This window comes from Candidatus Terasakiella magnetica (assembly GCF_900093605.1).
Classification (GTDB): Bacteria; Pseudomonadota; Alphaproteobacteria; order Rhodospirillales; family Terasakiellaceae; genus Terasakiella; species Terasakiella magnetica.
This window is the reverse complement of the sequence record NZ_FLYE01000045.1, coordinates 1-20,017: the sequence shown is the minus strand read 5'-3', so window position 1 is coordinate 20,017 and position 20,017 is coordinate 1. Positions and strand designations below refer to the sequence as shown.

17 protein-coding genes and 1 pseudogene are annotated in these 20,017 nt (G+C 45.6%); 10 read left to right on the top strand and 8 right to left on the bottom strand.

The features are described 5' to 3' along the window. Positions 1 to 15 precede the first annotated feature (15 nt). The 3 genes from MTBPR1_RS13450 to MTBPR1_RS13440 all read right to left on the bottom strand — a co-directional run bounded on the left by MTBPR1_RS13450 (position 16) and on the right by MTBPR1_RS13440 (position 3,275). Positions 16 to 432, bottom strand: a complete 417-nt coding sequence (locus MTBPR1_RS13450) for a hypothetical protein (protein ID WP_126465244.1) — start codon at positions 430 to 432, stop codon at positions 16 to 18. Positions 433 to 561: 129 nt separating this feature from the next. Further along, positions 562 to 1,848 (bottom strand): tyrosine-type recombinase/integrase, encoded by a 1,287-nt coding sequence (locus tag MTBPR1_RS13445; RefSeq protein WP_069189540.1) that lies wholly within the window; start codon positions 1,846 to 1,848, stop codon positions 562 to 564. Positions 1,849 to 2,540: 692 nt separating this feature from the next. Further along, entirely contained in the window at positions 2,541 to 3,275 is a 735-nt protein-coding gene (locus MTBPR1_RS13440; RefSeq protein ID WP_165602675.1) for a substrate-binding periplasmic protein, read from the bottom strand. A gap of 234 nt (positions 3,276 to 3,509) precedes the next feature. Here MTBPR1_RS13440 and fabI point away from each other — a divergent pair, with 234 nt between their 5' ends. The 4 genes from fabI to MTBPR1_RS18335 all read left to right on the top strand — a co-directional run bounded on the left by fabI (position 3,510) and on the right by MTBPR1_RS18335 (position 7,585). Further along, entirely contained in the window at positions 3,510 to 4,280 is a 771-nt protein-coding gene (fabI, locus tag MTBPR1_RS13435; protein ID WP_069189538.1) for an enoyl-ACP reductase FabI, read from the top strand. Between the two features lie 120 nt (positions 4,281 to 4,400). After that, positions 4,401 to 5,465 carry a saccharopine dehydrogenase family protein gene (locus tag MTBPR1_RS13430; protein ID WP_069189731.1) on the top strand — a complete coding sequence of 355 codons (1,065 nt, stop codon included), beginning with the start codon at positions 4,401 to 4,403 and terminating at the stop codon, positions 5,463 to 5,465. Beyond that, on the top strand, positions 5,465 to 6,967 hold the full coding sequence (gene amaB, locus MTBPR1_RS13425; RefSeq protein WP_069189537.1) for an L-piperidine-6-carboxylate dehydrogenase: 1,503 nt from the start codon (positions 5,465 to 5,467) through the stop codon (positions 6,965 to 6,967). The genes MTBPR1_RS13430 and amaB overlap by 1 nt, the downstream gene beginning before the upstream one ends. Positions 6,968 to 7,045: 78 nt before the next feature. After that, on the top strand, positions 7,046 to 7,585 hold the full coding sequence (locus tag MTBPR1_RS18335; protein WP_069189536.1) for a PhnA domain-containing protein: 540 nt from the start codon (positions 7,046 to 7,048) through the stop codon (positions 7,583 to 7,585). Between the two features lie 146 nt (positions 7,586 to 7,731). Here the strand turns inward: MTBPR1_RS18335 and MTBPR1_RS13415 are convergent, their stop codons facing one another. Continuing rightward, positions 7,732 to 8,286, bottom strand: coding sequence for an SLOG family protein (locus MTBPR1_RS13415; protein ID WP_069189535.1), 555 nt, complete (start codon positions 8,284 to 8,286; stop codon positions 7,732 to 7,734). Positions 8,287 to 8,377: 91 nt separating this feature from the next. Next, positions 8,378 to 9,949 carry a helix-turn-helix domain-containing protein gene (locus MTBPR1_RS13410; RefSeq protein WP_069189534.1) on the bottom strand — a complete coding sequence of 524 codons (1,572 nt, stop codon included), beginning with the start codon at positions 9,947 to 9,949 and terminating at the stop codon, positions 8,378 to 8,380. Between the two features lie 266 nt (positions 9,950 to 10,215). On the opposite strand from MTBPR1_RS13410, the gene MTBPR1_RS13405 reads away from it, so the two are divergent. From MTBPR1_RS13405 to MTBPR1_RS13380, 6 genes and pseudogenes are all read left to right on the top strand, one after another. Further along, a complete protein-coding gene (locus MTBPR1_RS13405; RefSeq protein ID WP_083223092.1) occupies positions 10,216 to 11,544 on the top strand; it encodes a substrate-binding protein in 1,329 nt (442 codons plus the stop codon). A gap of 104 nt (positions 11,545 to 11,648) precedes the next feature. Further along, positions 11,649 to 12,665: pseudogene (locus tag MTBPR1_RS13400) on the top strand (branched-chain amino acid ABC transporter permease). Positions 12,666 to 12,669: 4 nt separating this feature from the next. Next, the gene (locus MTBPR1_RS13395) at positions 12,670 to 13,779 is read left to right on the top strand and encodes a branched-chain amino acid ABC transporter permease (protein ID WP_069189533.1); all 1,110 of its coding nucleotides are present in this window, start codon (positions 12,670 to 12,672) and stop codon (positions 13,777 to 13,779) included. Next, positions 13,779 to 14,552 carry an ABC transporter ATP-binding protein gene (locus tag MTBPR1_RS13390; protein ID WP_069189532.1) on the top strand — a complete coding sequence of 258 codons (774 nt, stop codon included), beginning with the start codon at positions 13,779 to 13,781 and terminating at the stop codon, positions 14,550 to 14,552. Before MTBPR1_RS13395 ends, MTBPR1_RS13390 begins: the two co-directional genes overlap by 1 nt. Further along, positions 14,549 to 15,310, top strand: a complete 762-nt coding sequence (locus tag MTBPR1_RS13385) for an ABC transporter ATP-binding protein (protein WP_069189531.1) — start codon at positions 14,549 to 14,551, stop codon at positions 15,308 to 15,310. The genes MTBPR1_RS13390 and MTBPR1_RS13385 overlap by 4 nt, the downstream gene beginning before the upstream one ends. A gap of 115 nt (positions 15,311 to 15,425) precedes the next feature. Next, positions 15,426 to 16,037 carry a c-type cytochrome gene (locus tag MTBPR1_RS13380; RefSeq protein ID WP_205631249.1) on the top strand — a complete coding sequence of 204 codons (612 nt, stop codon included), beginning with the start codon at positions 15,426 to 15,428 and terminating at the stop codon, positions 16,035 to 16,037. A gap of 58 nt (positions 16,038 to 16,095) precedes the next feature. Here the strand turns inward: MTBPR1_RS13380 and MTBPR1_RS13375 are convergent, their stop codons facing one another. The 3 genes from MTBPR1_RS13375 to MTBPR1_RS13365 form a co-directional block, all read right to left on the bottom strand. Next, positions 16,096 to 16,749, bottom strand: coding sequence for a hypothetical protein (locus MTBPR1_RS13375; protein ID WP_069189530.1), 654 nt, complete (start codon positions 16,747 to 16,749; stop codon positions 16,096 to 16,098). Continuing rightward, positions 16,746 to 17,162: an N-acetylmuramoyl-L-alanine amidase gene (locus tag MTBPR1_RS13370; RefSeq protein WP_069189529.1), complete on the bottom strand. Its 417-nt coding sequence runs from the start codon at positions 17,160 to 17,162 to the stop codon at positions 16,746 to 16,748. The genes MTBPR1_RS13375 and MTBPR1_RS13370 overlap by 4 nt, the downstream gene beginning before the upstream one ends. A gap of 146 nt (positions 17,163 to 17,308) precedes the next feature. Next, positions 17,309 to 19,498, bottom strand: a complete 2,190-nt coding sequence (locus MTBPR1_RS13365) for an NADP-dependent isocitrate dehydrogenase (protein ID WP_069189528.1) — start codon at positions 19,496 to 19,498, stop codon at positions 17,309 to 17,311. Between the last annotated feature and the right edge of the window lie 519 nt (positions 19,499 to 20,017).

Genomic DNA, 20,017 nt, shown 5'->3' with positions numbered 1-20,017 from the left:
AAATTATATATGTGGTTAATTGGAAATATGCTTTTTGATCTGTTGGTCTAGTTCACCAGCGCTAACTGCTTCTATGAGCAATTTGATGGCATTGGGAAGTTGTTTGTCTTCACCAATGAGTATGTCTGTTTTTCCTTTTTCGATCTCAACAGCTTTATTGCGAACACGTAAGCTAAAACGCACCTTGTCATCGTAATCACGCCAATACCATTTGCGGATGGGTTTCTGTATTTCTTGTTTTGTGCGTTGTCCATCGGAACCTTCGACATATTCGCTTCTTGTTTCTGTATATGTCTCACCTTTGACCATCGCATTGGCTGCTGCAAGCTGACGATTTAAGTTCGTGATTAAATTCCGTTTCGCGTTATCAAACGGGTTTGATTTAGCTGGTGCTTGTGGTTCTACAAAATTAAGTGATTTAAGTTTTGTCATATCTAACTCCATTTCAATTCCTACCGTTAGTGTAGCTTCAACGGCTCAAAGGAAAAGGAATGAAAGGAGTATCATTTGCTGGAATGTAAGCGGATTATGGCTATCGTACAAACGCCGATGAGATACATGTTATTTGGCAAGACCTTGACTATACAAGCGTGCAACATCAAATCCTGCGTTATCTGTTTTACCGTCCTTGTAGAACTCAACAACGCCATCTACAAATGAGCCAACTACATGATCACGTGCAAATTTGTTTGAGTTACTTTCAACATAGAAACGTACGATCATTTCGGCACTTGTTCCCATGTATTCTGCCATATCGGTAATTTCACCAATAGTAAGCTCTCTCACTTGCTGTGTTGCAAACGTATGCCGAAAGCTATATAGCGCACGATTTTCGCCTTTATACTTTCCTGTTTTAGCCTGTCTTAATTTAGCCCATACAAGAAAATCCTTAAATGTCACGCTCATTTCCACAAGCTTTTTACCTGCAGGTGAACAAAAAATATAATCATCCGGCTTGGTTTTACCTGTTAGCTGTCCAACTTCGTCTAATGTCTTAAGAAGCTTATATGGCATTATGATTGTGCGTTCTTTTTCTTCATACTTACTTTTGTGGATATGCAAAGTAATTTCGCCATTTTCCTCAGTTTGCAAACACGACCATTTTAGCTCTTCAATTTCATTGCCAGGCCTACACCCAATTTTATACATAAAGAAACACATTAGCTTTAATAACTTGCGACGATATTGAACATCACTACGTGTTGTTAATGCTATCCACTCATCGAACTTATCCCAGATTTTTTTTATCTCATCATCGGTAAACGCTGGTCGTGGGACAGATTTTTGACCGACCCCTTTAACAGTAAGAAACGGCATATCATTTCTAGCGCAATATTTCTTATCCACACCAAATTCAAATATACGTCGAATTGCTGTGTTGTGTTTTGCAACAGTCCCCTTCTTTGGGATTTTTCCCATTTTTTCATCACGCTTTTGATTAAACAATTCTAGCTGTGCTTTGTTTACTCCCGTTATCTTCACGCTTCCAAGTAACGGTATGATGTAATTTTCGATAGCTGAAATGTATTGCCTTTGCTGCTTAGGTAGATCAGCTTTTTTTCCAAGAGAAGCTATGTATTGTTCAGCTACAAACTTCACAGTCCGTTCAGACTCAAGTGGCATTCCTGTTATTACGTGAGCTATATATACTTTATAAGCTTCTTTAGCTTTCTCTTTTGCCTTATCAATATCTGATGTTTCAGTTGATACACGCTCATATCTTCTGCCTTCAAGTTCGCTTTTCCAGCGCGCTTGAATAATTGAAGAACCACCCCTTAGTTCAAGGGTAATTTCACCGTCCAGAATTTTCATTGGAAGAGCATCGTTGTGATGCAAAATCTTTGTCATGGCGTACCTTTTTGTACGCTAATAGAAGTGGTGCGGGCGGGCGGACTTGAACCGCCAAGACCAAAAGGTCGGCAGATTTTCTTACCCTCTATGGCTTTCGCCACCGCCTCAAATAGACGTTTGTGGTCTGGACTATCCCTTCAACATATCAATCAAACCTGATTGACTTAGTTGCTGCCCGTCTAGTCTCTACACCTTCGACCGATTTCTCGGAAGCTTGGCTCGGGATTGCCATCAGCCGTACTGTTAAGGTTTCCCCGAATTTGAGCAGTTCTACTCCCGTCATTTCCAACGAGGCACTCAATTCTCGCTTGTAGCGTAGCTAAAGTCTGCTGTGTTTACCGATTTCACCACGCCCGCAACGAACTCCTTTTAGCACCAGCATTTCATTAATGCAATAACTGTGTTAAAATTCTTATGAAAGTTTACACATTTTTTTACACATAAACAATAAATTATTGCAAGTCATTGTTTTTTATATAGAAAATTAAACTTCATATTTAACTTAAAATCTGCCGACCTTTTGGTCTTGGCGGTTCAAGTCCGCCCGCCCGCACCAAGTAATTTCAAAGGCTTAGCCCCAAAAGGGCTGAGCCTTTTGCTTTTTTTAGATAATACCGGGCTAGAATGTAAACTCATAAAATAAATATGCTTTGGTTTATCTGTGAGTTCCAAGTTGCGCGCATGACGGCTCAATCAACGTCGTTTGAACCTAGGTATTTTTTCAAAATTTGCTGGTATTCATTTGTTTTCTTAAATGCAATCAATGCTCTGGAAAACTTATCCACAAACTCTTTTTTTACCGTTTTCTTAGAGAAGATAAGATAGAAATCTGTCGTGGCTAAAGGTTTCTCGAAATAATGCAGCTTATTCACAGCATTTATTTTCTGAAACTCCGGTCTGTTTTTTGCGAGATGTAAAGTTGTCTCCAAGACCGCTGGCATATAATCGTAACGTTTAAAAAGCAGTTTTGATATGTTCACAGTTTCAAGAGAGACCTCATCAATGACTGAATTTTTTGTCACATGGTCTTTAAACTGTGCAGGGTAATTATATCCTTTAATTAAACCTATTCTCTTTCCATTAAGATCGCTTAATTTATCGAATTTCAATGTCCCTTTATTGGATTTATGAATAAACAAAACCCATTTGCTTGTAATGATTGGCTCAGATGGAAAGAACGTATGTTTTAGCCTTTCATCATTTACGGATGCTGTATAAACGCCATCCACTTTTCCTGCATATACGGCTTTTTGTGCCCTAATCCATGGATAGACTTTATTTTCTTTAATAGAAACACCCATCCGACTAAACGTCGCATTAATAATTTCAGTGCTTAAGCCTGTAACCTGAGCAGTTGCCCCCTCTTCGTAACTAAAAGGTGGCCAATCCTCCGTCCCAAGGACAATTGATGTACGTTCAGCCACAGCAGTATTACATATTAAAAGACAGAATAGAGTTACTAAGCAAAAACGGTGCATTTAGCTTCCTTTATGCAACAAAGAATTGTTAAACATACGCAATCAATACATCTCACAAAGTCTATCTTGAAAAACTTAGGGCGTAAACTCATAAAGACTACACATTTATTTTGCACCGCAGCATTTTTCGTATTAAACTTATAGGTGATAGATAACAAATAGAAATAAAGGCTCTCTCATATGTTTTCACTTGAAGGCAAAAAAGGTCTCGTAATCGGGATCGCAAACGAAGATTCAATCGCTTATGGTGCGGCGAAAGCCCTGCGCGAAATGGGCGCTGATGTTGCTGTGACTTACGTTAACGAAAAAGGTCGTCGTTTTGTTGAGCCTTTGGCTGAAAAACTGCACGCCCCATTGTTCATGCCCTGCGATGTACGCGAAGAAGGCGAGCTTAAGGCTGTCTTTGATAGTATCGAAGAAAAATGGGGTCGCCTTGACTTTGTCATTCACTCCATCGCTTTTGCCCCACGTGATGATCTGCACGGTCGCGTGGTTGACTCATCGCGTGAAGGCTTCTCCCAAGCCATGGATATTTCCTGTCACTCCTTCATCCGTGTGGCAAAATATGCAGAACCTTTAATGGAAAAAGCAGGCAATGGCACGTTGATCACCATCAGCTTCTATGGTTCTGAAAAAGTTGTTGATCGCTACAACCTTATGGGTCCGGTTAAAGCAGCCCTTGAATCCTCTGCACGCTACCTTGCAGCAGAGCTTGGCCCCAAAGGCATTAGTGTTCATAGCGTATCACCAGGTCCGCTCCTTACACGTGCGGCAAGCGGGATTGACCGTTTTGACGAATTGATGGAAGAAGCGCGTGAGAAATCACCTGAAAAACGCCTTGTGACCATTGATGAAATTGGTGCGTTGTGTGGATACCTCTGCACAAATGAAGCCCGTTCCATCACTGGCAACACAACTTATATTGACGCTGGTTACCACGTCATGGGGTAAAATAGATGATGTCGCCTTTGCCCCAATGGTGAAGGCGACATTTTCTTCATTTTCCCTTTAAAGCCCCCTGCCCGCTTCCCATATATCCATAAAGAAATGAACGGCTTATGGGGGGTGTTTATGGAAAAGATTGCCCTATTGGGGCTTGGCAATGTCGGGGCTTTGGCAGGCGTACTGCTTAAAGAAGCGGGCTTTAGTCCTGTTGGGTTTGATAAAACCCTACCTGTCGCCAAACAGCCTTATGAAACCATTGAGCTTGACCTTAGCGATAAGGCTCAAGTCAAAACAGCGCTTCGCCGTTTTGATGCGGTACTCTCTGCCCTGCCTTACGCACTTAATCCTTTAATTGCTGAAGTCGCCCATGAAGATGGCTTGCATTATTTTGACCTGACCGAAGATGTCAGCGTCACCGCCAAGGTAAAAGAGCTTAGCAAAACCTCAAAAACCCTCATGGCCCCGCAATGTGGACTTGCCCCCGGTTTTATCGCCATTGCCGCCTCCCACCTTGCGCGTAAATTTGAAACAATCCGCGCCATTCGCATGCGGGTGGGCGCATTGCCGCAACATCCCACGGGCTTATTGGGCTATGCTTTTAACTGGTCACCTGAAGGGGTGGTCAATGAATATCTTAATGACTGTGAAGTCATTGAAGAAGGCCAACATAAATGGGTCTCGCCCATGGAATGGCTGGAAACCCTTTACGTAAATGGCCAAAAATATGAGGCTTTCACCACGTCAGGCGGGCTTGGCACCATGTGCGAGACCTACCTTAACCATGTGGAAAACCTTGATTATAAAAGCATCCGCTATCCCGGTCATGCCCAACAGATGAACTTCTTTTTCCATGAACTTTTAATGCGCGAACATCGCGAGCAGGCCGGTGCTATTTTAACCAAGGCCAAACCCAAGGTCGATGATGATGTGGTGATCATTCACACTTCTGTTGAAGGCCAAATGGAAGGCAGACTTCATCGCCAAGAATATGTCAGGTCCTACTACCCCAAACTCCTTGCAGGCAAGTCAAGGCGCGCCATCGCTTGGACGACAGCAGCCTCGGTCTGTGGCGTCATTGAAATGGTGGCAAAAGGACAACTGCCAAGCCACGGTTTCATCAAGCAAGAAGAAATATCACTAGATAAGTTTTTAGCCACCAACTCAGGTGCACTTTATCGGGAGGAAAGATAATGGATAAGCCCTTAGACCTTCTTAAAAGATTAGGGGTAGAAACCCAGCCCAATGGGGACCTGAGTGTCTATTCCCCCATTGATGGCGCCCCCATTGCCACCTTGCAAAATGCCAGTAATGGCGAGATTGAAGACACAATCGCACGCGCAAAAGCTGCCTTTATAAAATGGCGGGACGTTCCTGCACCACGGCGGGGGGAACTTGTGCGCCTGTGGGGGGAAGAGTTGAGAAAATCTAAAGAGGATATCGCACAGCTTATCAGCCTTGAAGTGGGCAAAATCCTTCAAGAAGGCTTAGGCGAAGTCCAAGAAGCCATTGATATGTGCGACCTCTGTGTTGGGCAATCGCGCCAACTCTTTGGACGAACGATCACTTCTGAACGTGCAAGCCATCGCATTATGGAACAATGGCATCCCCTTGGCCCGGTTGCCATCATCACCGCCTTTAATTTTCCTTGCGCTGTTTTTGCGTGGAACGCAGCCAACGCCTTGATATGTGGGGATTCTATTATTCTAAAACCCTCTGAAAAATCCCCTTTATCCGGCATGGCAACCCTACAGGCCCTGCTGCGCGCCATTGATAAGTTTGGATCAGACGCCCCAGGTGGCCTCGCTCAAGGGATCATTGGCGGGGTGGAACAAAGTAAAGAGCTGGTCTATAGCCGCGACATTGCCTTGGTCAGTGCCACAGGCTCAACCGAAATGGGGCGCAGTGTCGCTGTGGCTGTGGCAGAGCGGTTTGGCAAACGCATTCTTGAGCTTGGTGGTAATAACGCCATGATCGTGACAGAACATGCCAATCTTGAACTTGCCCTGCGCGCCATTGTTTTTGGGGCGGTCGGCACAGCAGGCCAGCGCTGCACCAGTTTGCGCCGCTTGTTTATCCATCACACACAAAAAGATGCTTTGATTAAAAAAATAAAAACCGCTTATGCCTCGCTTAATATCGGCAATCCCCTTGAAGACCAATCCCTTGTCGGCCCGCTTATTGATGCGCCAGCCTATATGATGTTTAAAAATGGCATTCAAGATGCGCTTGATGAAGGCGGCACCTTATTGATTGGGGGAGAGCGCGTTTTAGAAGAGCAATATCCCGATGGGTATTACGTCAGCCCAGCAGTATTTGAAATGCCTTCACAGACCCAAGCCATGAAAGCTGAATGTTTTACCCCCATCCTTTATATCGTACCCTATGAGGATTTTGATCAAGCCCTTGAAATGCATAATGATGTGCCTCAAGGCCTGTCTTCCTGCATCATTTCTGACAATATGCGCGAGGTGGAACGGTTTATTTCTGCCAGCGGGTCAGATTGCGGCATGGCAAATGTCAATATTGGTCCAAGCGGGGCAGAAATTGGCGGGGCCTTTGGTGGGGAAAAAGAAACCGGTGGTGACCGCGAAACCGGATCAGATGCGTGGAAAAATTACATGCGCCGCACGACCAATTCGATTAATTATTCCACCGACATGCCCCTTGCCCAAGGGATCAGCTTTGGGGATTAACTTGATTGGCTATCGCTCATGTTCTAAAACACCTGTGACTTTTGAATAGATATTATTTCACACTTAGGAATTGATGACATGAGCCTTGAGCAATGTAGCCTGTGCACAAACACACAAGCCCTTTCAACTTATGACATTAATGAAGATGACAGCCTTGTTGTTTGTGCCACGTGCAAAAGCCAGATTGAAGCACCAGACACAATGGATGTGCATCACTGGCGCTGCTTAAATGATAGTATGTGGTCCCAAGAAGCCCCTGTTCAAATCATGGCATGGCGCTTGTTAAGCCAGCTTTCTGCCAAAGGTGAAGCTTGGGCACAAGATGCCTTGGATATGCTCTATCTAGAAGATGATATTCTCACAAAAGCCAAAGCAGGCCTTGCAAGTGAAGATGATGAAGACACCGTCAAGCATCTTGATAGCAATGGGGCGCAACTTGATGCAGGCGATACGGTCACCTTAATCAAGGACCTTAATGTAAAAGGTGGGGGCTTTACCGCAAAACGCGGCACGGCTGTGCGCAATATCTCGCTCGTAGCTGATAATGCGGAGCATATTGAAGGCCGCATTAATGGTCAGCAGATTGTTATCCTGACCAAATTTGTTAAAAAGAGCTAAGGCCCTTTTTTGCAATGAGCCACACAAAAACCCCACCCTGTAAAGAGCAAACACGGCTAAAGTGCAAACGCTTTAAGGTGGGGCAATGTATTGAATGTGGGGTAAAAAAGGCCACAAAAAAGCAGCCTTCCCCAACAGACCGATAATTATTCAGCGCAGAATTTCAAAACAGTCAGCTGCTGTTCTTCCATCACGCCTTCACGGATGAGCTCTGAAATGGCTTCATCACACAGGTTTGGGGCATCCTCATCGGCTTCTTCCCAGCTCCAGTGACCGTGCTCATACACGATGCGGCCTTTGCCAGCATTCATATAATCAACGATGCTGCGCTCAAGCTCCTGCAAATCACCCATGTCCACACCATAAATCTGGGTATGAACTTTGATGCCTGCCTTATTGGCTTCACGTAACATGCAGCTTGCGCCGGGGCTTTTACCATCCCAGAGCAAAATCAACTGGTCTGCATAATTGGCCATATTGCGGTTGCGCAACTCACCAGCCAAACGCCCATGTGTGAGCCAATCAGCCGGAAAAGGCTTAACAGGAACGTCATGGTCGCGCCCCCAGTCTTCACCCATCACATCCACACCGCGGCATGTACCGGAAACAACTTCCGAAATTTCAAAACCGGAGTCAGCGATGGTTTGCGCCAATGCATCTTTATCTTCAATCTGACGGGAACCGGCAATAATCGTTTTCATTTTATCCTCTTAAATAAACCGAAAGGGTCATGGCCCTTCTATAACATACTCTGAAACATTTTTCACGTGAGGTAAGTCAAATCATACATATCTATTGTGACAAAATTGGGTCTTCTTCACGGTGTGCGCAATCTCCCCAGCTACACAGGCGACAATTTAGCCCCACCTTCGTAATAAGATTGTCTGCATTCATATCCAGCCCCTCCGCATAAACCGTCTGTTCTGCATGGCTGGCATCGCACGCCAGCATGGTCGCCTTTAAAACGCGCGGCTGTGAAAAACCAGTATGATCAATGGTCTCAGCCTTGGCAAAAAACAAGAAACGCTCCTTATTTGGGAAAACAGCCAACTGGCGCACAATACGCCCGGGCGTTTGAAATGAGCTATAAATATCCCAAATGGGGCACGCACTGCCATGGCGCGGAATGGGCAGGCGCGGTAAGGTTAAGCGTTTTAAAATATGACCTGCCGGATTGGTATGCATCAAGGCAAAGGGAATGCCTTGAGAGCCATTTTTGCGCAAACTCGCCAAACGGCTGGCGGCTTGTTGGAAGCTCACCGTATATTTGCGCGATAGCACATCCACATCATAACGTTGGCGCACCGCATCTTCAAAAAATTCGTCATAAGGCATCAAAAGCGCGCGTGCCATATAAGCAATGAGCTCACTTGCGGCCCATTCCTGTGCCACGGGTGAAATCAACATATTAGACTTTTTAATCTCATCTGAGATCACACTGGAAAAAGAGAGCTCCACAAGCAGGCAGGCCATTTCATAACGCCGTGTCTGGGAAGAAGCATAGTTGGGCACCTCAAGGGTCCGTGTAATCTGATTATAACTACATTGATGAAACTTTCCGGTTTGGCCCAAGCGCCCTTCTTGGGCAAACTGAACATGGACATCAAATTTCTTGGCAAGGAAATCCTGCAAGCGGCTTTCCGTATCACCTGCATGAATATCGGCCTCTTTCACCAAATCATGGGCGGCATTTTCCAACTCATCAAAATACCCACCATGCTCCATAATGAAATCATCAACTTCTTCAGCAGGTGTGAGCGAGCGGGTCTGAACCTTGGCATTATCCATAAAGCCACTTAAGCCTTCTGCCACACTGGATAGTTTCTGGCTTTCTTCTGATAAAATAGAAAGAAAACGCTCTTTATCCGTATCGCTCATGCCAGAGGAACTCCCCAGAATCTCAGACGAAGACTGAATTGCCGTGGCATTGGTCAACATACGAAAAACCGCTTCATCAATATAAGGCGCATAATTAAGACGGTCAGATAAAGCATTAATGGTCTGAGCCTGATCCAGATAAGTACGATAGAGCGTTTTTAGCGCACGCGCCCATCTGGGATGCTGCCCAACCAGATTCGGGGCCGTTTCATGGGTCAAATCCATATTTTGGAACAAAGGGTCAGTTGTCAGCTCATGAAGTTCCATGATCAAGCGACGATCACTTTCCCCATCAAGCGCACCGATCTCCATACCGAGCTCACTTGAGATGCGCTGCAACAACTTGCCGCCAATGGCCCTTTTATTATTTTCAATTAGATTTAAGTAGGAGGGCGAAATCCCCAACCGTTCTGCTAACTGCGCTTGGGTTACACCAATAGACTTTCGTTGCTTTTTGATCTTCAAACCAATGGGCGCACGGGGCATTTTCTGTCTCCATAGTCAGCTTTTGTTTTCGCAGTGCAATGTCAATAATTTACAACTTAACAAGTAACATTCCAAGAAAATTGACAAAAAAATAACATTACGTCAAAGGCTTATTGAGCTTTGCGAAAATTACAGGTAACACTTGATGACAACAATAAATATGCCGTAAGGTCATTTTGTTCTGGGATTAACGACTAAAATTAAAACAAGCTCGAAAATCTCATTTTTTAAATGTCAACCAAACAGGGAGTAAGACTTTGGTAGATATGAAAGTAAATCGTCGTTCGTTTATGAAGGGTACAGCCGTTGCAGCAGCAGGTGTAGCCGCTCCTTCTTTCTTCACTCGTAATGCTTGGGGTGCTGACTTCGTAAACAACCCTGGCTCAAACAAATCAGTGAAGTTGGGCTTTAACGTTCCACAAACTGGTGCCTATGCCGATGAGGGTGCTGACGAACTTCGCGCTTACAAACTTGCCGTTAAACACCTTAATGGTGAAGGCGACGGCGGTATGCTCAACACAATGAAGCCACTTTCTTTGAAAGGTAATGGCGTTCTTGGTAAAAAAGTTGAGTACACTACAGGTGATACACAAACTAAATCAGATGCGGCGCGTTCTTCTGCGAAGCGTATGATCGAAAAAGACGGCGCATTGATGATCACTGGTGGTTCATCTTCTGGTGTAGCAATCGCTGTACAAAACTTGTGTCAAGAAGCTGGCGTGATCTTCATGGCTGGTCTGACACACTCTAACGATACAACTGGTAAAGATAAGAAGCGTTACGGTTTCCGTCACTTCTTCAATGCTTACATGTCTGGTGTTGCACTAGGCCCAGTACTTAAAGAAAAAATGGGTACTGAGCGTCGCGCTTATCACCTGACTGCAGATTACACTTGGGGCTGGACTCAAGAGGAATCTATCAAAAACACAACTGAAGGTCTTGGCTGGACAACAGTAAACACTGTTAAAACACCTGTAGGTGCCGGTGACTTCTCTCAGTACATCACTCCAGTTCTGAACTCTGGCGCTGACGTGTTGATCCTGAACCACTATGGTAAAGATATGATCAACTCTTTGACACAGGCCATCCAGTTCGGTCTTCGTGACAAGCAAGTGAACGGCAAACAGTTCGAAATCATCGTTCCGTTGTTCTCTCGTTTGATGGCACAAGGTGCTGGCGACAACATTAAAGGCATCATCGGTTCTACGGGTTGGAACTGGTCTTTGCAGGATGCTGGTTCGCAAGCATTCGTTAAGTCCTTCGGTCAAGAGTACGGCTTCCCACCATCACAGGCGGCTCACACTTGTTACTGTCAGACTTTGCTTTATGCTAACGCTTGTGAAATGGCTGGCACATTCTACCCACCAGAAGTTATCAAATCTCTTGAAGACTTTGAGTTTGATGGCATGGGTAACGGCCCAACACTTTATCGTGGCGAAGATCACCAGTGCTTCAAGAGCGCGCTGGTTGTACAGGGTAACCAAAACCCATCTTCTCAGTTTGACCTTCTTGAAATTGTTAAAGAAGTTCCAAGAGAAGTACTTACTTACGATGCAAAAATCTTTGGCGGCGAACTCGGCCCATACAAAGTATAAGCACGCGTAATTAAGCGACTGCCTATCAATGGTCGCTCTCTTTCTACAGAGAGCGACCATTTTTTAACTCATTTTTTGTCCCAATTTTTTTGGAATTGAGAGCTATGGAAGCTGTTTTCTTACAACTTCTCAACGGTCTGGATAAAGGTGGTGCCTATGCGTTGATCGCACTTGGCCTGACCCTGATCTTCGGTACGCTCGGCGTTGTTAACTTCGCCCACGGCGCGACCTTCATGATCGGTTCTTTCTGCGCGGTTTCCCTGCAGAAACTACTGACCATATAACAGAAAGTCCGCGACGAAAGCGTCACCTTCTTTGAGGCCTATAAAGAAGTCCCTTATTTGGAAGTTTGGTTCGGTGATACAGGTAGAGCCCTGATCGATTATACCGTTCCCCTTGCCATTATCATGGCCATCCCGATCATGCTTTTATTTGGCTATGTGATGGAACGTGGCCTTATTCAACGTTTCTATAAGCGTACTCACGCCGAACAGATTCTTGTGACATTTGGTCTCGCGATCGTTTTACAAGAATTGGTAAAAGCTTACTTTGGTGCAAACCCAATCCCAACACCGGCCCCTGATATCGTTTCAGGTTCTGCCCATATTGGTTCTTGGTTTGGCATGTCTGATGCAATTGTGTATCCATGGTGGCGTCTGATTTACTTCATGTTCGCCTTTGCTGTCATTGGCGCGGTGTTTGCCTTCTTGCAGCTGACCACCTTTGGTATGGTCGTTCGTGCAGGTATGGCAGATCGCGAAACGGTTGGTCTGATCGGTATTGATATCGATAAGAAGTTTACCACCGTCTTTGGTTTGGCTGCCGTTGTAACCGGTCTTGCTGGTGTGATGTACACACCTGTCTTGCCTCCGGATTATCACATTGGTATGGAATTCCTTGTTCTTTCCTTCGTTGTGGTTGTAGTTGGCGGCATGGGCTCTTTGCCGGGTGCTGTTGCGGCTGGTTTCCTCCTCGGTATTTTGCAGTCTTTTGCATCCATGACCGAAGTAAAAGCCATCCTGCCAGGTATTGACCAAATTATTATTTACCTTGTTGCCGTGGTCATCCTTTTGGTGCGTCCACGTGGTCTCATGGGCCGCGAAGGTGTGATGGAGGACTAATGACATGACAATGAAAGATAATATTCTCATCATCATTTTTGCGCTTGTTATTTTAACAATGCCACTTTGGGGCGGTCTCATTGGTGCAGGTTATCCTGACTTGCTGCAAAAATTCGCAATCTTTGGCCTGTTTGCCATTGGTTTTAACATCCTATTCGGCTTTACCGGCTATCTGTCGTTTGGTCACGCTGCCTTCTTGGGTATCGGGTCTTACACAGCCATGTGGTCTTTCAAGCTGCTGTCTATGAACGCTATTCCAGCGATCATTTTCTCAACTTTAACTGCAGGTCTGTTTGCCGCGGCAATTGGCTTTGTTGCCCTTCGTCGCTCAGGGATTTACTTCTCCATTCTGACACTTGCGTTCGCGCAAATGTGTTACAATCTGGCTTATTCCGTTTTGACACCTGTCACAATGGGTGAGACTGGTTTGACACTGGCTGCTGATGATCCACGTATCTTTGGTAGTGCATCAGAAGCAGGCGGGGCGTTGCCACTTCCTGATCTGTTTGGTATGGGTCTTGGCGGTTATAATGGCTTCTACTTCTGTGCTATTATTCTGATCGTTGGTTTCTATATCTCTGTACGTTTGTACCGTTCAAGCTTCGGCTTGATGCTTCTGGCGGTTAAGTCCAACCAGAACCGTATGAAATACACAGGCTTGAATACTAAGCCTTACCTTCTTTCTGCCTTTGTTATCTCTGGTATGTATGCAGGTCTTGCTGGTGCTTTGATGGTCATCATCGATCCATTAGCCGGTGCTGAGCGTATGCAATGGACGGCCTCTGGTGAGGTTGTACTGATGACTATTCTTGGTGGTGTTGGTACGCTACTTGGTCCATTCATCGGTGCTGTAACCATTAAATACTTCGAGAACATCTTCTCTGCCTTTAACGATGCCGTCTTGAACCAAGTCTTTGGCTTCTTGCCAGACTTTATCCAAGGCATCTGGGTTCCGTTTGCGGGTCTCTTCGTTGGTAAAGGTTGGCACTTAACGCTTGGCGCATTGTTCATGCTTGTCGTGATCTTCTTGCCAGGTGGTGCAATGGAAGGCTTCCGTCTTCTTAAAGAGAAATTCTCTAAGAAAGAAGAAACCGCTACGGGAGGAGCTAAATAATGTCATCAATTCTTACAGTTGAAGGCGTCAACAAAAACTTCTCCGGCCTGAAGGCCTTGGATGATGTCAACATCTCCATTGAAGAAGGTTCCGTTCACGCGATTATCGGTCCAAACGGTGCAGGTAAATCAACATTCCTGAACTGCCTTGTCGGTCGCTTGATCCCGGATACGGGAACGGTAACCTACTTTGGTCAGGGCAAGCCTGAAAACCTGTCTGGTGTTGCACCTCATGAAATTAACCAAAAAGGTATTTCACGTGTATTCCAGACACCGGAAGTTTTTGAAGAACTAACGATCTTTGAAAACGCCATGATCCCGGTAATGGCGCACCTTGATGGGTCTTACAAGCTCAACTCATGGGGCGGCGTGCTGTCTCGTGGTGAAGTTATCGACCATGCAGAAGAAATTCTGACGGACATGGGGCTTATTGATAAGCGCGATGTCCATTCAGGTTCCCTGTCTCGTGGTGATAAGCGTCGTCTTGAGCTGGCTATGTGTTTGGCACAGGAACCAAAGCTTCTGCTTTTGGATGAGCCAACAGCCGGTATGGCACGTGCCGATACCAACAATACAATTGATCTTCTCAAGAAGATTGGCGAAACACGTAACATCACCAAAGTCATCATTGAGCACGACATGCATGTTGTATTCTCATTGGCGACACGTGTGAGTGTACTGGCACGCGGTCATATTATCGCTGAAGGTACACCTAACGAAATGAAGGGTGATGCCCGCGTACAAGAAGCTTACCTAGGGGGCGCACATCTATGAGTGATCCTAAGTTCCAAAAAACACTTAAGCCTGTTAAGTCGCAAGGTTCAGACCCTGCTTTCTTCTCGGTTTGGGATATTCACGCATACTATGGCGAGAGCTATATCGTGCAAGGGGTTAGCTTCGATATTCACGAAGGTGAAATCGTAGCTCTCTTGGGACGTAACGGTGCGGGTAAAACATCTACCTTGCGTGCCATTGCACGTACAGATGACCCACAAATTCACAAAGGTGAGATTTGGCTCGACCATGAACCTTTGCATGACATGAAGTCTTTTGAGGCTTCACGTCTGGGTCTTGCACTTGTCCCTGAAGATCGTCGCATCATCCCGGGTCTGACAGTTCAGGAAAACCTTGAGCTGGCACAGATCGAAGGTAAAAAAGGCTGGTCTATCGAGCGTTTATACGAACTCTTCCCACGTTTGGGTGAGCGTAAAAACCAGATCGGTGTGACCATGTCTGGTGGTGAGCAACAAATGTTGGCTGTGGCACGCGCCTTGGCTAAAGACATCAAACTGCTTCTACTTGATGAGCCTTATGAAGGTTTGGCACCGGTTATCGTACATGAAATCGAGAAAACTCTTGAGGATATCAAGAAGCTCGGTATCACAACGATCATCGTGGAACAAAATGCGATTGCCGCACTCCACCTTGCTGACCGTGCTATTATCATGGATTCCGGCCAGATCGTCTTTGACGGCACGGCACAGGAAGTACTTGATAATGATGAACTTCGCCAAGAATATCTGGCGATCTGATCATCTGATCAATCCAAAAAAGCCTGCATCCCTCCCGATGCAGGCTTTTTTATTGCCTAATCAAACCGATAGCCTCATGATTGAACAATTCTAATATTAATAAAAAGGACAATTCATGCGGCGCTCTTTCCTCAGCCTTACTCTAATCAGCTCTCTCGCTCTAACTTTGGGCGCCTGTAATGATGATGAGCCTCAACCCGAAAAACCCCAGCCTCAAACACAGGTGGAAAAACCTGCTACCCAAGCAAGCCCTTCTCAAGACATGACACCAAAGGAAGCCCTCGCAAATATGAAGCGCGATGCCCTAAGTGTTGTTGATAAGGCAGGGGAACTTGCCAAAACCGCCCAAAAAGAAACACAAGAGGCCCTGACTAATCTGGCTTCAACCCTTTCAATTGGTGATGCTAAGCGCGGGGCAAAAGTCTTCAAAAAATGTAAAAGCTGTCACAATGTTACAGCCGGGGCAAAAAATAAGGTCGGGCCGAACCTGTTTGGCATCATCGGGCGTGTACCGGGTACCTATGATGGATTTAAATATTCAAAATCCATGCAGAGCTATGGCGCACCTTGGACGGCCGACTCCATTTCTGCTTATATCGCTAACCCAACCGCTTTTCTTAAAAAAGAAACAGATAGCCCATCGGCTAAAAGCAAGATGACCTTCAAGTTAAAAGATGAGCAATCGCGCTTGGATGTTGCGGCCTATCTGGCGCAAATTGGTGGATAACAACTCATAAAGAAATCAGGGCATGGCTCACCAGATCGTGGCATGCCCTTTTTTCTCATTATTTAAACAAGCCTCTCAGCCCACCCCAAAAGCTGGTCACGGAACCTGCCACATCAGAGACACTGACGCCATCTTTGACCCCGCGTGCCTTGCCAATTTCACGCACGCCCATATAGGCCATAATGACCAAAGCGGCCCATTGCACCATTTCCATATAAAGCGCGTTAATAATATCACCCATCTTAATCAGCTCAATGGCATTCGGCGTTTGTGCCCATGCCGCATTCAACACGTTATAAACCGAAATACCTGAGTTTATACAGACAATGGCAAGCGGGGGAAACACAACCGCAATCACCATCCAACGCACCGCCCAAGGCCGTGTCGTCATACGCATAACCGCAATGCGCCCGCGTTCTTCAACCGGGATCGCATTAAGGGTTTCTGCATCCATCTTACCGCCTTGAACTGTGAGGCGAGTGGTGATGGCTTCATAGGCCTCAATCTCCGTTTTCATGCGCTCAATGAACTTTTCTGACTGCTCGGGGCTCATTTGGTCCACTTCTTCAGCCAGCTCTTGTGGGGTGGTTGCGCTTGAAGGTTCCCCCTTCACTTCTTCCACCACTTTTTTGCCAATATTAAACAGTTCAGCACCGCTTTTAAGGACACTGAAGATTGCAGGTATTGCTGCGAAAATTGGGGCTACCATCATGCACCTACCAATGCTTTAACGTCAAACGAAGGACAAGCCTTATTGGCCACATCACAATGACCAATGATTTTTGCTTGCGGATAGGCTTGTTTCATTTCCGCTAAAAGAGCGGATAAAGCCTCATACTGGGCAAAGGTGAAATTACTCTCTGCCTTGCCATTGGCCCCTATCCCACCCACAAGGCAAATGCCGATGGACTTATCGTTATAGCCCCGGGCATGGGCGCCGATCATATTATCACCGCGCCCCTGCTCTATCGTGCCATCGCGTTTGATAACCCAGTTATAGCCAATATCAGCCCAGCCGTTTTCATTCACATGCCAGTTGCGAATGGTTTGTGCATCAATATCCATATCCGCCTTGGTCGCGCTACAATGGATGATGATGTAATCCGTGCGATCTCTCACTTTCACGCTATATCTCCTTTAATTGTATATTCTACACTTATACAACATAGGAGGATGACACAGCCATACAACCCTTAAAAGAAAAAAAAGGCCCTGAACAACTTCAGAGCCTTTTTCCACATCCCTTATAAAAGGGCTATGTAACTAATTGCTTAGCCGATGATTGCGTTCAATGTCGCTGATGGGCGCATTGCAGCAATACGTTTGTCTTGGTCTTGGTGGTAGTAACCACCCAGATCAACCGCATCACCTTGACATTCGATCAGCTCAGCGCGGATCTTGTCTTCGTTGTCAGCCAATGCTTTAGCGATCGGTGCGAAGAATTCTTTCAGTTTCGCATCTTCGTCCTGTGCAGCCAAAGCTTCCGCCCAGTAAAGAGCGATACAGAAGTGAGAACCACGGTTGTCGTGCTCATTTACCTTACGGCTTGGTGATTCATTCTTATCAAGCAACTTAGCTGTTGCTTCATCCAATGTTTTACCAAGAAGAGACGCTGATGGGTTGTTCTTCACATTTGCCAGGTGCTCAAAAGAAGCGCCCAATGCACAGAACTCACCAAGGCTATCCCAACGCAAGTGACCTTCAGCAACCATCTGTTGAACGTGCTTAGGTGCAGAACCACCCGCGCCTGTTTCAAACAAGCCGCCACCGTTCATCAATGGAACAACAGACAACATTTTTGCAGATGTACCTACTTCAAGGATTGGGAAGAGGTCAGTGTTATAGTCACGCAGAACGTTACCTGTAACAGAAATTGCATCTTCGCCTTTGTGGATCATCTCACAAGAAAGCTTACACGCATCAGCTGGTGCCATGATCTTGATATCCAGACCAGATGTATCGTGGTTTGGCAGGTAAGCATTTACTTTCTTGATCAACTGCGCATCATGTGCGCGGTTTTCGTCAAGCCAGAAGATTGCAGTAGAACCTGTTGCACGTGCACGTGATACAGCCAATTTCACCCAGTCTTGGATTGGGGCGTCTTTAGCCATACATGCACGCCAGATGTCACCTTCTTCAACGTTATGCTCAATAAGAACACTACCGTCAGCCGCAACGATACGGATTGTACCTTCAGCAGGTGCCATGAATGTTTGTGGGTGTGAGCCGTATTCTTCAGCTTTTTGCGCCATCAAACCAACGTTTGGAACAGAACCCATTGTTGCTGGGTTAAATTCGCCGTTTTCTTTACAGAATTCGATAACCGCATCGTAAACACCAGCGTAAGAACTATCTGGGATCACACATTTTGTGTCAGCAGAGTTGCCATCAGGACCCCAACCGATACCACCAGCTTTAATAACAGCAGGCATAGAAGCATCGATGATCACGTCAGATGGTACGTGCAGGTTAGTGATGCCTTTATCAGAATCAACCATGTACATGTCAGGTTGGTCCGCAAGACACGCTTTAATGTCAGCTTCGATCTCAGCTTTTTTCGCTGCATCAAGGCTTTCGATTTTAGAGATCACATCACCAAAACCGTTGTTTACATCAACATTTAGCTCAGCAAATGTGGCGGCGTGCTTTTCAAAAACAGGGGCGAAGAAAACTTCTACACAGTGACCGAAGATCACCGGATCAGAAACTTTCATCATTGTCGCTTTCATATGAAGCGAGAATAGAATGCCTTGCTCTTTTGTCTCAGCGATTTGCTCAGCCAAGAATGTGCGCAATGCTTTAACGGACATGAATGTCGCATCAAGAACTTCACCAGCTTGCAATGGCAGGCTTGCTTTCAATGTAGAAGCAGAACCGTCTTTACCAACAAATTCGATTTTCGCTTCAGTTGCAGCATCAAGTGTTACAGACTTTTCGTTAGAGGCAAAATCATCGTGGCCCATAGTGGCAACGTGTGTCTTGCTGTCTTTTGTCCATTTACCCATACGGTGTGGGTTGTTTTTCGCAAACTGCTTCACTGCAAATGGCGCACGACGATCAGAGTTACCTTCACGCAGAACTGGGTTTACCGCAGAACCTTTAACCGTGTCGTATTTTGCACGTGCTTCTTTTTCAGCATCAGTCTGTGGGTTTTCAACATAATCAGGAATGTCAAAACCGTGGTCTTGCAATTCTTTGATCGCAGCAACCAACTGAGGAACAGAGGCAGAAACGTTAGGAAGCTTAATTACGTTTGCTTCCGGTGTTTTCACCAGGTCGCCCAATTCAGCCAAATCGTCGGAATGCAGATCGAACAGAGCAAGGATACGTGCAGCAACTGAAATGTCTTTCGTGCCAACTTCAATACCAGCAGCGCCAGCAAATTTCTGAATGATCGGCAGGAAGGAACCGCTTGCTAGTTCCGGTGCTTCATCAACGATTGTATAGATAATGTCAGTCATTTTGTTTCAAAACTCCCAAATGGCGACTATTTAAATTTCTGGCGTAATTTGTAGTCATTGCCTCTCAGCACTGCAACAAATTTGCGATTTTTTTCGGTATTACCAAAGGGATAGCTCGTTTAAGTGAGGAAAAACAGCGCTATAGGCGATCACGCTGCTGATAGCGCACAAGCATATTTTGCCTGCAAAATCACAAATTGCCATTTCGCGCCTTCAAACTTGCCCCGATTCTCTATTTTGACAGGCTCTTTTCATGCCATCTCTGGTGCTGATTTGTAATACCAATTGGCATCAACTTAAGGGGCAACCCTTTGGAAAATAGACAAAAATCACACCTCTGGTCCTACCAGTATGCCATGTAAAAAAGATCAATCTCTAATGAAGATATTTCGCCCCTGTTGGATTTAGAAAAGCCAAAATCCCGTGCAAAATTCGTTTCAGCAGGTTCTCTTTATGAGCTGTTGTCATTTTCATTATCCAATGTTGTTCGTCTAAGTCTGATCTGACCATACAAAGCTA

What these genes read in the sequence shown, in the direction of transcription:
- MTBPR1_RS13415 (WP_069189535.1), bottom strand. Translation starts at nt 8,286, where the DNA reads ATGAAAACGATTATTGCCGGTTCCCGTCAGATTGAAGATAAAGATGCA.
- MTBPR1_RS13450 (WP_126465244.1), bottom strand. Translation starts at nt 432, where the DNA reads ATGACAAAACTTAAATCACTTAATTTTGTAGAACCACAAGCACCAGCT.
- MTBPR1_RS13430 (WP_069189731.1), top strand. Translation starts at nt 4,401, where the DNA reads ATGGAAAAGATTGCCCTATTGGGGCTTGGCAATGTCGGGGCTTTGGCA.
- MTBPR1_RS13405 (WP_083223092.1), top strand. Translation starts at nt 10,216, where the DNA reads ATGAAAGTAAATCGTCGTTCGTTTATGAAGGGTACAGCCGTTGCAGCA.
- fabI (WP_069189538.1), top strand. Translation starts at nt 3,510, where the DNA reads ATGTTTTCACTTGAAGGCAAAAAAGGTCTCGTAATCGGGATCGCAAAC.
- MTBPR1_RS13375 (WP_069189530.1), bottom strand. Translation starts at nt 16,749, where the DNA reads ATGATGGTAGCCCCAATTTTCGCAGCAATACCTGCAATCTTCAGTGTC.
- MTBPR1_RS13380 (WP_205631249.1), top strand. Translation starts at nt 15,426, where the DNA reads ATGCGGCGCTCTTTCCTCAGCCTTACTCTAATCAGCTCTCTCGCTCTA.
- MTBPR1_RS13385 (WP_069189531.1), top strand. Translation starts at nt 14,549, where the DNA reads ATGAGTGATCCTAAGTTCCAAAAAACACTTAAGCCTGTTAAGTCGCAA.
- amaB (WP_069189537.1), top strand. Translation starts at nt 5,465, where the DNA reads ATGGATAAGCCCTTAGACCTTCTTAAAAGATTAGGGGTAGAAACCCAG.
- MTBPR1_RS18335 (WP_069189536.1), top strand. Translation starts at nt 7,046, where the DNA reads ATGAGCCTTGAGCAATGTAGCCTGTGCACAAACACACAAGCCCTTTCA.
- MTBPR1_RS13445 (WP_069189540.1), bottom strand. Translation starts at nt 1,848, where the DNA reads ATGACAAAGATTTTGCATCACAACGATGCTCTTCCAATGAAAATTCTG.
- MTBPR1_RS13410 (WP_069189534.1), bottom strand. Translation starts at nt 9,949, where the DNA reads ATGCCCCGTGCGCCCATTGGTTTGAAGATCAAAAAGCAACGAAAGTCT.
- MTBPR1_RS13390 (WP_069189532.1), top strand. Translation starts at nt 13,779, where the DNA reads ATGTCATCAATTCTTACAGTTGAAGGCGTCAACAAAAACTTCTCCGGC.
- MTBPR1_RS13365 (WP_069189528.1), bottom strand. Translation starts at nt 19,498, where the DNA reads ATGACTGACATTATCTATACAATCGTTGATGAAGCACCGGAACTAGCA.
- MTBPR1_RS13395 (WP_069189533.1), top strand. Translation starts at nt 12,670, where the DNA reads ATGACAATGAAAGATAATATTCTCATCATCATTTTTGCGCTTGTTATT.